This is a genomic window from Nostoc sp. LEGE 06077, assembly GCF_015207705.1.
GTDB lineage: Bacteria > Cyanobacteriota > Cyanobacteriia > Cyanobacteriales > Nostocaceae > Nostoc_B.
In genome coordinates, this window is sequence record NZ_JADEWI010000057.1 from 1 (window position 1) to 12,325 (window position 12,325).

The 12,325-nt window shown below is 41.9% G+C and carries 9 protein-coding genes; 6 read left to right on the plus strand and 3 right to left on the minus strand.

Annotation, left to right across the window (positions count from 1 at the left end):
• Window positions 1-704: 704 nt before the first annotated feature.
• Complete coding sequence (locus IQ244_RS25685; protein WP_193899243.1) at window positions 705-1,043, minus strand: hypothetical protein; 339 nt, start codon at window positions 1,041-1,043, stop codon at window positions 705-707.
• Window positions 1,044-1,509: 466 nt separating this feature from the next.
• Here IQ244_RS25685 and IQ244_RS25690 point away from each other — a divergent pair, with 466 nt between their 5' ends.
• Entirely contained in the window at window positions 1,510-2,238 is a 729-nt protein-coding gene (locus IQ244_RS25690) for a 2-phosphosulfolactate phosphatase (protein WP_193899245.1), read from the plus strand.
• A gap of 184 nt (window positions 2,239-2,422) precedes the next feature.
• Here IQ244_RS25690 and IQ244_RS25695 read toward each other — a convergent pair whose 3' ends face one another.
• Window positions 2,423-2,953, minus strand: a complete 531-nt coding sequence (locus IQ244_RS25695) for a hypothetical protein (RefSeq protein WP_193899247.1) — start codon at window positions 2,951-2,953, stop codon at window positions 2,423-2,425.
• 542 nt (window positions 2,954-3,495) lie between these two features.
• Here IQ244_RS25695 and IQ244_RS25700 point away from each other — a divergent pair.
• The 4 genes from IQ244_RS25700 to IQ244_RS25715 all read left to right on the plus strand — a co-directional run bounded on the left by IQ244_RS25700 (window position 3,496) and on the right by IQ244_RS25715 (window position 8,764).
• A complete protein-coding gene (locus IQ244_RS25700; protein WP_193899249.1) occupies window positions 3,496-6,906 on the plus strand; it encodes a phycobilisome rod-core linker polypeptide in 3,411 nt (1,136 codons plus the stop codon).
• 372 nt (window positions 6,907-7,278) lie between these two features.
• Complete coding sequence (gene apcA / locus IQ244_RS25705) at window positions 7,279-7,764, plus strand: allophycocyanin subunit alpha (RefSeq protein ID WP_015114202.1); 486 nt, start codon at window positions 7,279-7,281, stop codon at window positions 7,762-7,764.
• A 64-nt stretch (window positions 7,765-7,828) separates the two neighbouring features.
• Window positions 7,829-8,317, plus strand: a complete 489-nt coding sequence (gene apcB / locus IQ244_RS25710; RefSeq protein WP_015114201.1) for an allophycocyanin subunit beta — start codon at window positions 7,829-7,831, stop codon at window positions 8,315-8,317.
• Window positions 8,318-8,557: 240 nt separating this feature from the next.
• Window positions 8,558-8,764, plus strand: coding sequence for a phycobilisome linker polypeptide (locus IQ244_RS25715; protein ID WP_015114200.1), 207 nt, complete (start codon window positions 8,558-8,560; stop codon window positions 8,762-8,764).
• 328 nt (window positions 8,765-9,092) lie between these two features.
• Here the strand turns inward: IQ244_RS25715 and IQ244_RS25720 are convergent, their stop codons facing one another.
• A complete protein-coding gene (locus IQ244_RS25720) occupies window positions 9,093-11,738 on the minus strand; it encodes a CHAT domain-containing protein (protein WP_193899251.1) in 2,646 nt (881 codons plus the stop codon).
• A 142-nt stretch (window positions 11,739-11,880) separates the two neighbouring features.
• Here IQ244_RS25720 and IQ244_RS25725 point away from each other — a divergent pair, with 142 nt between their 5' ends.
• Window positions 11,881-12,309, plus strand: a complete 429-nt coding sequence (locus tag IQ244_RS25725) for a DUF3110 domain-containing protein (protein ID WP_193899252.1) — start codon at window positions 11,881-11,883, stop codon at window positions 12,307-12,309.
• The last annotated feature ends 16 nt before the right edge of the window (window positions 12,310-12,325 follow it).

Genomic DNA, 12,325 nt, shown 5'->3' on the forward strand with positions numbered 1-12,325 from the left:
ACGTACTTGTTTGTCATATATAGTGCTGAACGTTGGCAAAAGTGCTTCAAAAGCTTTCCGGTTCAATCCTGTTAATGCCCGTAACAGCCTATCTTGTTTTAATGCCCGTTCGATGTTCAGCATTTCCTCACTTAAGTACTAACTTTCTATTCTCCCTTATTTCCCAACAACTCTACTATATAATTTTTTCTTATTACTGATATTTGGCTTTTTGTGTCAATTTCTGTTGACTTGTCGTAACAGCTTAGTTACACTTATTTACATAAGTTTATAAATGCGAAATAAACTACAATCAAAACCGCTAACCAATAAAGATATTGTGAGAATTTGATATCTTTCGCAGTTAGCTATGAACAACGGACTTCAGTATCGGTATCTCCCATCGACATTTGGACTTCTCCTAATCACCTCGGTTTGAACAACGCCGAGGTTTTTTCTTTCTAGATATCAAATAGCTTGATTTTTGACCATTACTTTCAGACTTCAGACTTCAGCCTTTTTGTACTAGTACAGCACGGCGGAAATAAACAGACCATCTGTAAGTGCTAAAAGGTTTGCGGGATAACTATTCTTTCTTTTGCCTTTTGCCTTCTTACAAAGTTAGGCGAAGAGAAGTTGCGTGCGCGGGTTCCCCGCGTTGAGCAAACTTCGGGGACGGAAACCGACACCGCCTACTTTGCGCTTTTTACTTTTGCTTTGTTGCACTAGTCTTCATCCAACGGTGGAAAAGCTTCCTCAAATTTCCATAGTTCATCTTTATTGTCGAGAAACCAATTACGTGTAGCTGGAGTTAATTGGCTCCAAATAATAGCATCGGGAATATTCGGACAAGCATATTGATATTTCTGTCCAAGTAATTTGAGATTTAACTCTACTTCATCAGGAATACCAAATTCTTGCCAGTCAACGACTACGTGACTTCCCACAATTCCCGCAGTCGGATCAAAAATTAACTGTGCAGCCCTAATTAAATCAGCAAAATGTCGTGATTTGAGGTTAGACATCTGGTGAATTTGGAATAACTCGTTATGTTCTTGAGACATTTTCCCTGGAGTGATCAAAATTGACAACTTGTAGAACTTACTGCCAGAGATTTTTATCCTAATACTTCTAGTTTAGCGCTTACAGCAAAATTCAGGAGGTTCACCTTGCAGGAAATCTGTTGTAATAATTTAGTTAATAAAATTTAGTTTTATAAATAACCTAACTCAAGATATAAATTTCCAGTAAGAATTTACTCATGATTGACGATATCAAAAAGTAGCAAATTTGCCATGCTTCACTCTCTTACTAACTTGTCGAACTCAGCAATCTAATCTAAGTTGTTCTTACTTAAGAACGCAATCTTTAATCAAGAGGTTTTTTGGAGGTAGTAAATATGATGGGAGTTTTTTGGTTCTTCGTTTTCTGCTTTATTTGGCTGATGGGCTTTTCGTTGTTAGCAGAAATTTGGTTCTATGAAGAAGAGCAGGAATTGTAAAGCCTGCATTGAGCCAAATCTAACAACAGATGATTTACAATCAGTCAGAATTTGATTTACGTTGTGAGTGGGGCGCACAAGGAATTGCCCAACTTGCTTCTATCAGTGATGTAGTTGTCATAGTTGATGTGCTTTCTTTTTCAACTTGTGTAGAGATTGCTACTAACAACGGAGCGATAATTTTTCCCTATGCGTTTCGAGATAAATCAGTTGGAGATTATGCTAATTCGCTACAAGCTGAGTTAGCAAGTCATCGTCAGAGTTTTTCTACAAGTAAATATTCTCTCTCGCCAGTATCACTGATTAATATCCCAGATGGTACTCGGCTAGTTTTACCTTCACTTAACGGTTCAACTTTGACTTTGCTAACTGGAAGTACACCTACTTTGGCGGGTTGTTTACGAAATTGCGAAGCTGTAGCGCGGTTTGCCCAAAAATATGGAAGTAAAATTGCTGTGATTCCATCTGGTGAGCGATGGAAGGAAGATCATAGCCTCAGACCCGCTTTTGAAGATTTGATTGGTGCTGGGGCTATTTTGAGCCATTTAGATGGCAGTTTATCACCAGAAGCAGCGATCGCTGTCAACTCATTTCAAGCTTTTCGGCAAGATTTACTCAGTTATTTACAAAAATGCAGTTCTGGCAAGGAGTTAATTGCTAAAAATTTCGCCTCTGACGTTGAATTAGCCGCAGCGTTCAACGTCAGTAGTTGTGTGCCTTTATTTACTGATAACGCCTATAGAAAACAGTTAATTTAGGCAATTAAATGCAAAACAGCACCATTCTCAACCGTAGGGTGGGCAATGCTTACAACGTAAAAATCAAGGTTTGAGCGAATTTTTAGCATTGCCCACCTTACCTTAATTGCAATAAACCAACTGCTACAAGATGTAGATAAAAACGCTTATCTTAAAAATTTTCCTCCTGCCTTCTGCCTTGTATTTACAAGTCACATTGATGAGTTTGGCAATATTTTGCACTATCAATCTCGGCTTGCAATTGATTTAATTTAACAATTTGAAAAGCTGATCCACCTTGCACTTCAGCCAGAATATAAGCATATTTTTGACCTCTATAATAATGGTCTCGACCAACTTTAGTGATGCGGCGAGACTGGCTAAAATCATTAGCAATATTAGCGTTATAAATACTTTGGATTAATTTCACCGCCTTAGCATTTTTGGTGGTGAATTTGATGCTTGAGTCGCCGCTGACGGTGATTCCTTCTTTGGTGACTATGCCATTTTCTGAAGGAACATCAACATAGAAATATAAATTACCTTTAGTACCTGAATAACCATGTGCTTCGCTACTATAGGTCAGGCGTGGGAGCTTGGTTCTAGTTTTTGCCCACTTAATCACAGTGTTAATGTTTTGCCCAGGAATTGCATTAGCAGGCATAACAGTAAACGCCACTGCTAAAGAAGAAAAAATAGCCAAAGTGATTAAGTTAAATTTATTACTATTTCTCATAGTATTTCCCTGTACTAATGCTGATTGCTACAGCATAGCCCATGATTATTCTGGAGTCAGCGTTAGGGAAATTGTTTGGTTTGAGCGGGGAAAACTGAGAGATGATTAATTTTACTTTACAAAAATGAAAAAACAGCGATTGCACTACTCACAAGACATATCTGTCATTACCCAGAATCTTTCTTGGTAGCCAAAAAGCAAACATTTGTATATTTTTGTCGTAACTAAAGAAAATCGTAGTTACGACTCCAGTAAAATATTTTTGTAAAGTTTTTAACTTTCAGATACAAAACTTAGATTTTGTCTAATGTCCATAGAAGTATTTATTCTTAGACTTGCAACAACAAGGCTACAGAATCTACACACTTCTTAATAAATTACCAGGAAAAACGCAAAACGTTCTAATCTAAAAGCTGACTGGGTTAATTTTACTGGCAGTTTTGAAGGCGGTACTCTGACGGCATAAACACATCAATGTGTCAAGCCTCAAAGCGACCCAGACTTAACACATAAATGATTATGATGGGAGTTTTACAAATCCGATGAGTGTTAAGGCGAGTGGTGGAAGCTCAGTTGCGCGTCCGCAACTATATCAAACCCTAGCTGTAGCAACCATTTCCCAAGCGGAACAGCAAGACCGCTTTTTGGGCAGTGGTGAATTAAACGAACTGGCAAGCTATTTTGCATCTGGTGCAAAACGGTTAGAAATTGCCCAGATTCTCACAGAAAATTCCGAGATTATCGTATCTCGTGCTGCTAACCGGATCTTTGTCGGTGGTTCGCCAATGGCTTTTTTAGAAAAGCCTCAAGAAGCTGAATTGGCGATGGTTGGTGCTGCTGTTGGCGCTGGTGGAGATGTCACAGAAGGCATGAAACTAGGAACCGTAACCTACGTTGAAAGTCGGGGTGGATTCCTAGAAAATTTGCGTTCTATCTTCAACACCTCACCTAGTGGCCCAACCCCACCAGGTTTCAGACCAATTAACGTTTCTCGCTACGGCCCAAGCAACATGGCCAAGAGCTTACGGGACTTGTCCTGGTTCTTGCGCTATGCTACTTATGCGATCGTCGCAGGCGACCCCAACATCATTTCTGTGAACACCAGGGGTCTGCGAGAAATTATTGAAAATGCTTGTTCTGGTGAAGCAACCATTGTGGCTTTGCAGGAAATCAAGGCAGCATCCCTGTCTTACTTCCGCAAAGATGCTGAAGCTACAGACATTGTGGCACAGTACATGGATGTGTTGCTGACAGAATTCAAAGCACCCACACCTTCGACCAAACTACGTCAACGTCCTTCTAGCGACCAACAAGGTTTACAACTGCCGCAGATTTATTTTAATGCCGCAGAACGTCGTCCCAAATATGTGATGAAGCCTGGGTTGTCAGCCGGCGAAAAAAATGAGGTAGTAAAAGCAGCATATCGGCAAATATTTGAGCGCGATATTACCCGTGCTTATAGCTTGTCGATTTCTGATTTGGAATCCAAGGTTAAAAATGGCGACATCTCCATGAAAGAGTTTGTCCGCCGTTTGGCAAAATCTCCTCTTTACCAAAAACAGTTTTATCAGCCTTTTATTAACAGCCGTGTCATCGAACTCGCTTTCCGTCACATTTTGGGACGGGGGCCAAGTAGCCGCGAAGAAGTACAAAAATACTTCTCAATCGTTTCTAACGGCGGTCTACCGAAATTAGTAGATGCCTTGGTAGATTCGGACGAATACTCCGATTACTTTGGTGAAGAGACAGTTCCTTACATTCGGGGTCTAGGTCAAGAAGCCCAAGAATGTCGTAACTGGGGGCCGCAGCAAGACCTGTTTAATTACAGTGCGCCTTTCCGCAAAGTACCTCAGTTTATCACTACATTTGCGGCTTATGAACAGCCATTACCAGATCAACATCCTTATGGTTCTGGTAACGACCCATTAGAAATTCAGTTTGGGGCGATTTTCCCGAAAGAAACTCGCAACCCCAGTAGCCGTCCGGCTCCATTTGGTAAGGATACAAGACGGATCTTGATTCACCAAGGGCCGGGGATTAATAACCAACTGAGCAATCCCAAAGCACGGGGCGTAGCTCCTGGTACTCTGGGGCCAAAAGTATTCAAACTGGATCAACTTCCTGGCACTATCGGTAAGAAAGCCGCGAAGGGTGCAAGTGTTAAATTCTCTGAAAGCTCCACCCAGGCAGTAATTAGAGCAATTTACTTGCAAGTGATTGGTCGTGATGTTTACGAAGGTCAACGTTTAAAAGTCCAAGAAATTAAGCTAGAAAACGGCGAAATTTCTGTACGGGAATTTGTGCGGGCTTTGGCTAAGTCTGATTTATTCCGCAGTTTATACTGGACACCGTTGTATGTTTGTAAAGCGATCGAATACATTCACCGTCGCTTATTAGGTCGTCCTACCTACGGTCGCCAAGAAAATAACAAATACTTCGATATTGCCTCCAAAAAAGGCTTTTATGCAGTAGTTGATGCCATTCTGGATACCGTAGAGTACAGCGAAGCATTTGGTGAAGATACAGTTCCTTACGAACGCTATCTGACTCCTGGTGGTGTATCACAGCGACAACTACGTGTGGGTAGCATCCGCGAAGATGTGGTCGCCACGAAAGTTGAGAAGCAAGAAACACCACGCTTTGTGGAACTGGGTGCAGTTAGCCAAAATCGGACAGAACCCGATATTCAGTTCCGCGTGAATCAAGGTGTTACTAAGCAACGCGAACAAACTAAAGTCTTCAAGCTGGTAGCTAATACTGTTGACAAAGCTGCCGTCCAAACTTTGATTAGTGCTGCTTACCGCCAGATTTTTGAGCGCGATATTGCACCATACATCGCTAAAAATGAATTTACCGTCCTCGAAAGCAAGCTGAGTAACGGTGAAATCTCGGTCAAAGAATTTATTGAAGGTTTGGGTTATTCTAACCTGTACCTGAAGGAATTCTATACACCTTATCCCAACACCAAAGTCATTGAGTTGGGAACCAAGCACTTCTTAGGACGCGCACCTGTTGATCAAGCAGAAATCCGCAAATATAACCAGATTTTGGCTACCCAAGGTCTGAAAGCGTTTATTGCTGCTTTATTGAACAGTGCGGAGTATCGCCAAGTTTTTGGTGAAGATACAGTTCCTTACCGTCGCTACCCAACTTTACCTGCGGCGAACTTCCCCAATACCGAGAAGCTTTACAACCAACTCACCAAACAAAATGATGATGTAGTTGTACCTAGCTTTAAGCCAGTCAAAGCGCGGATGGATTCTGCCAATACTCCAATTTTGGCAAAAGCGATCGCAGATTTGGCAGCCCAAGCTCGGCAAATGGATAAGACCCAGCCGCTATTTATCGAATTGGGTCGTTCCTTTAACGATGGTCGCGGTCAGTCTGTCGAAGTTGGTGTGGGTACTAGCCGTCGTAAACCGGCGAGAATTTACCGCTTAACAGATGGTACTGGCCAAGCAGAAAGACAGCAGATCATTAATGCTGCTTACTGTCAGGTATTGGATGTATTTAGCGGTCAGGTTCCAGATTATTATCGCCGCAGCGCACTCGACAGCAAACTGCGGAATGGGGAAATTTCCGTCCGGGAGTTTGTCCGCGAACTAGCAAGCTCAGAAATCTATCGCAAACGGTTCTATACGCCTTATCCCAACACCAAGGTAATTGAATACCTATTCCGTCACCTGTTGGGTCGCGCACCAGCCACTCAAGGCGAAATCAGGCAGTATAACAAGTTGCTGGCTGATAGTGGTCTCAGAGCCGCTGTAGAGGCAATTGTTGATAGCCCAGAATACGCCCGCTACTTTGGTGAAGATGTGGTTCCTTACCCACGCTTCCCATCTCTACCCGCAGGTAACTACCTCGGTAGTGTCCAGGCGGCGGCTGACCTTGTGAAACAATCTTGGTCGAGTCTGTCTCCGGCTGTGTTAACCGGTCGTTCTAGCGATCGCTAATTTCTTCGTCAAATAGTCCGAGGTCAATAGTCAAGAGGATTAACTTCTTGACTATTGACTATTGGCATTTTACCTTTCGTAACACTCCTCTCAGATAGCTGATTTACGTGTAAATCTGAAAAGGAATATTACAAAGTATTAAGAGCAGTCATAAATGCTCAACAGAATGCCGGAGAATATTTTGCGGAAGGTAGCTGAGTTTTTACGCTGGTGTAGTTGAAATTGACACCAGCAAACTCGTAAAGTATTAGCTACAGCAGCTACTCAACTGTTGTATCTAAAAAACAACGAGAGAACGTAGCTACATTCGACCAAAATTAAACCCGCACCAGTTTCATATCCTGGTTTCATTAGTACTGGAGGAATCCATTAATGAGTATCGTCACGAAGTCCATCGTGAATGCTGATGCAGAAGCTCGCTACCTCAGCCCTGGCGAACTAGATCGGATCAAGAGCTTTGTTTCTGGTGGCGCACAACGCCTACGCATCGCTCAAGTTTTGACCGACAACCGTGAGCGTCTAGTTAAGCAAGCTGGCGACCAATTGTTCCAAAAACGCCCTGACGTTGTATCCCCCGGTGGCAACGCTTACGGTCAAGAATTGACAGCTACTTGTTTGCGCGACCTAGACTACTACCTCCGTTTGATCACCTATGGAATCGTTGCTGGTGACGTTACACCCATCGAAGAAATCGGTATCATCGGTGTGCGGGAAATGTACAAGTCTCTAGGCACTCCTATTGATGCTGTTTCCTCCGGTGTTGCTGCACTGAAAAATGCTGCTTCCACCCTTTTGTCCGCTGAAGATTCTGCTGAAGCTGGCGCTTACTTTGACTACGTAGTAGGTTCATTGGCGTAGGGTAAAGCTTTTTCCCTGCTGAGACAAACTGTTGCAATACGGTTGAAAATAAGGAATTAACAAAATGGCTCAAGACGCAATTACCGCTGTCATTAACTCCGCAGACGTTCAAGGTAAATACCTCGACACAGCTGCTTTAGAAAAACTCAAAGCCTACTTCTCTACAGGTGAACTGCGCGTTCGTGCAGCTACCACCATCAGCGCTAACGCAGCTGCGATCGTTAAAGAAGCTGTTGCTAAGTCTTTGTTGTACTCGGATATCACCCGTCCCGGTGGTAACATGTACACCACCCGTCGTTACGCTGCTTGTATCCGCGACTTGGATTACTACCTCCGCTATGCTACCTACGCTATGCTGGCTGGCGATCCTTCCATCCTGGATGAGCGTGTATTGAACGGTTTGAAAGAAACCTACAACTCCTTGGGTGTACCCGTAGGCGCTACAGTACAAGCTATCCAAGCAATCAAAGAAGTAACCGCCAGCTTAGTCGGCCCCGATGCTGGTAAAGAAATGGGCGTTTACTTAGACTACATCTCCTCTGGCTTGAGCTAAGAGCTAGTCGCATCTAAGCAATTAGGTGCAGCTTTATTAAGGTCTGGAAATCAACTGTGAGTGCTAGAACGTCTTGTCGCTTATCTTAATTGCATAAATCATGGTGAGTGTTAGTGGTCTAGTATTGATGTTTGATTTCCAGCCTTGGAGAGATTAATTAAAGAATTGTCTAATAAATATACTCCCGCTTCATTTTGTAGATAAAAAAAGTTTTCACACTCACCACAGGAGATTCATAATATGGCGCGGTTGTTTAAAATTACTGCTTGCGTTCCCAGCCAAACCCGTATTCGTACTCAACGCGAACTACAAAATACCTATTTCACCAAATTGGTTCCCTACGAAAATTGGTTCCGCGAACAGCAACGGATTCAAAAAATGGGTGGCAAAATCGTTAAAGTGGAACTGGCAACTGGCAAGCAAGGTACCAACGCTGGGCTGTCCTAATTCATCATCTATACAAAGAGAACTTTATTGTAGGGAGTTCCCAAGAGGTCGATAGAGGCCTCTTTTTTGTTAATGGTCACATCAGGTCATTAGTAAATAAATGTTAGGTTTGGTGGAGGTATACAAAAGATATTGACAGCAATAAGGTAAATCCACATTTGCGCTTGTTACCACAGCTATTGAACTTTAGTTTTATTTTAATGCGATCGCATGAGCTTGCGATAGTCCCCGATATTTCTAGACTTCACAGCAGAACTTAAAGTCTCAGAGCATAGCAGGATTTTTACCTAGTCTAAAATCTAAAATTCTCCTAACTCCTATCTCTAGCCTATAACCAATTACCAATCAATACATAAGCAGACCAAAAACTGGGCGCTCTGTAATTGGGATGTCGCAAGATTTTTAGTTGAGCATGACGGAGAGCTTGAGCTTTGCTGATGTTTCCTTTTTTCAATTCTTTATAGAAGTCGCCGACAAACAAAGCTGTGGATTCATCATCAATTTGCCACAGAGAAGCTAAAGTGCTTCGCGCACCGGCTCTAATGGCTGTACCGGCGAGTCCTAAAGCGGCGCGGTTGTCTCCAGTTGCGGTTTGACAAGCGCTCAATACTAATAGTTCTACTGCTTTTACTTGAGTTGCGTCTCGATCTCGGAGTAAGCTGTCAAATTGCTTGACATTAATTGGCCCATCGGCAGCCAAAATAAAAGTATCCTCAGCACGAGAACTAAATTGTCCGTGAGTGGCTAAATGTACCACATTAAAGGGAACTGAGTTGACTGCTTTTTCGAGAGCTTTGCTGGTAAATTGTTCATCTATCAGATTGGTTGTAGCAACTCCAGCACTGCTAATAGATTGAACTTCTGACTTAATTGCAGGTAGTGAGGCAAAGTTAGGAAAGTTTGCTGGAGGCTGAGTTAACCCAGCTACTAAAGCTTTTAGTTGCTGTTGTACTATGGGCTGAGGATTTTGCAGTTGTAAACCAACACTTAAAGCGATCGCATATTTTTCAATTAAGAATTTTTCACCATCGTAAAGCGATGCCATTGGAATGTTACGTAAGACACCATCCAGTACAAATACGAGAGTATCAACTTTTGTGGTTGATAACTTTGATTCAATAGGTTTGAGCAACCAGTCGTAAATTTTTTGTGATTGGATTTTGACGGCGTTGATAGCAGTGGGATTCACCAATACTGTTCTCAGATTCGCCACAACTTTTTCTACTTCTTCTGGGGTAATATTGGTGCTGTAACTCTGTAGAGGTTGCTTGGGTAGTTTAACAATTACCTGAAGTTGTGTAGGTAGAATAATTGGATAAAAAATAGCAGTGGTGGGATTTTCTATATCTACCACTTGATCTAGGATGACGTTTTTACCTTCTAAACAAGCTTCTTGGAAAAAGTTATCTATTTCTGCCAATTGCAAAGCTTCTATGCGTTGACGTGCTTGATCTAAAATTTTCGCATTTTGCTGTCCTGCTTGAGATTGCAAAAGTAACTCTACTGACTGGCGATAAATCGGTTCAACACTATCTCGAAAATTAAATTGTACGTCTTGATTAATTGTTGCTAAATCTCTCCGCAGAGACTTAATAGTTTCCACCGCTGCATCATAAGCCGCGATCGCACTGGGAAAATCTTTTTTTTGCCAAAGTAATCTGCCTAATTGCCACTGTAACCGATAGGCAATGTCTGGTGTAGTAGTCGCCTGTGCTAAGATTAACCCCTGTTGAGTCAGACTTTTAGCCTCTGACCATTGTTTAGTTTGTTCGTATAAATTACCCAAACTCAAAAGTGCATTAGCTTCAGCACGGCGATCGCCTAAACTGTGAGATTCTTTCACCGTATTAGCCAGAATCTGAGCAATTTTTTGCAGATTTGCCTGTTGAAAGTCGGGAATAGAGTTTTTGCGTTGATTCGCCATCTCCAGTTTGATCAAGCTTTGGGCGTAATTAATCTGGGAGTAAATAGCAGTGCGACTGGAGGGAAGTTGGTTAATTTGAGATTCAAGAGTCGGTAATATAGATTCTGCCTCTGTTAATTGTTCATCTTCAATTAATAGACTTATATAATTAAGTTGGGCAGGGATTTTGGTGAAAGGTGAGGCAGATAGTTTGATAGTTTGTTGATAATAGGCGATCGCTGCTGGTGTATTCTTTTGTTTGCGAGCATTATTTCCCAAACTAAACAAACTAGCAACCATATCATGATCAGATTCTAGCCGCTGGGCGATCGCCAGACTTTGTTCTAAAATCTCTTGGGATTTTGGCAAACTTCCCGATATTAACAACGCATTCCCCAGCGATCGCAAACCTGTGGCTTTTTCCAGAGAATCTGGTTGCGATTGCAAATGTTGATTCACTGTTTCTAACATTTGGATAGCACGGCGGTAAAAGCCTTGAGTGCGCCAAGCTTGTGCTTGATTAATTTGCGATCGCACCACACCATGATAATTTTTTGTTTGCTGATATATTTTTTCTGCTTGCTGCCAACTGACTAAAGCTGCTTCAGCCTTTCCCATTGCCAGTTGCAAACGACCTTGAATTTCTAAAGCTTGGGCAAATACTGGCAGATTTTGGTTGCCTTGCAATAAATTTAAGCTCTCAGTTATTGCTTGCTGTGCCTCTGTAAATGCGCCTAGTTGCTGGTAAGCCAAAGATAAATTACTCAAAGTGGTAGCTAGTCTGAGTTGATCTCCTGTTTGTTTGTATTCCTGTACAGCTTGTTGTAATACTTGCACTGCTTCAGCAAAGCGCCCCGCATCATAAATAATTTTGCCTTGTTCTAAAGGTGACGGATGAATGCTTGCATTCGCCAATAAAGATGAAGAGTAGATATGATGCGGTAAAACTGCAAACACAGGTGAACCAAGCACACACAGTAAACTAACAAAAAAATGCAAAAATAAACGCGAAACTCTGTTGATTTTGCGATAATTAAGCCAAAAATCCCTAGTTATAATTTTGATGGGCATGGCAACAAGGAGATGATTAAATAAAAAAGTATAAAGGACGAGAGATGAAAGTTAAAGACAGAAAACAATTTATTTCATCCTTCATCCTATCCTTCTCCTAAAAGAAGACGCTAAGAGCGTTTATATACTTCAGATTTCAAAGATGATTACACCAATGCGTATATTTGTTTTAATTTTTAATGCTCATACAGAAAACGAAGGGATTCACACAGTTCGAGTTGGCGATCGCAATAAAATTCTTATGTTTGAGTCAGAAGACGATGCTCTCCGCTTCGCCCTAATGTTAGAAGCTCAGGATTTCCCTACACCTACAGTCGAAGCGATCGATGGGGAAGAAATTAAGGAATTTTGCGAAAGTGCTGGTTACGATTGGGAAATTGTGCCGGAAAATAGTGATTTAATTCTTCCCCCAGAACTGAACGTAGAAGAAACTGACTGGCAAGTAGATGGCGCAAACGAGGATATTGATGACAGTACATTCGACATTGAACAAGTTCCACCAGCAGCGGAAACAGAATTGTCTGAGTCGGAACTCGAAAGTATCCGCCGCAAACTAGAAGGATTGTTGTAATTAGTCATTGGTCATT

What these genes read in the sequence shown, in the direction of transcription:
- IQ244_RS25685 (WP_193899243.1), bottom strand. Translation starts at nt 1,043, where the DNA reads ATGTCTCAAGAACATAACGAGTTATTCCAAATTCACCAGATGTCTAAC.
- IQ244_RS25690 (WP_193899245.1), top strand. Translation starts at nt 1,510, where the DNA reads ATGATTTACAATCAGTCAGAATTTGATTTACGTTGTGAGTGGGGCGCA.
- IQ244_RS25695 (WP_193899247.1), bottom strand. Translation starts at nt 2,953, where the DNA reads ATGAGAAATAGTAATAAATTTAACTTAATCACTTTGGCTATTTTTTCT.
- IQ244_RS25700 (WP_193899249.1), top strand. Translation starts at nt 3,496, where the DNA reads ATGAGTGTTAAGGCGAGTGGTGGAAGCTCAGTTGCGCGTCCGCAACTA.
- apcA (WP_015114202.1), top strand. Translation starts at nt 7,279, where the DNA reads ATGAGTATCGTCACGAAGTCCATCGTGAATGCTGATGCAGAAGCTCGC.
- apcB (WP_015114201.1), top strand. Translation starts at nt 7,829, where the DNA reads ATGGCTCAAGACGCAATTACCGCTGTCATTAACTCCGCAGACGTTCAA.
- IQ244_RS25715 (WP_015114200.1), top strand. Translation starts at nt 8,558, where the DNA reads ATGGCGCGGTTGTTTAAAATTACTGCTTGCGTTCCCAGCCAAACCCGT.
- IQ244_RS25720 (WP_193899251.1), bottom strand. Translation starts at nt 11,738, where the DNA reads ATGCCCATCAAAATTATAACTAGGGATTTTTGGCTTAATTATCGCAAA.
- IQ244_RS25725 (WP_193899252.1), top strand. Translation starts at nt 11,881, where the DNA reads ATGATTACACCAATGCGTATATTTGTTTTAATTTTTAATGCTCATACA.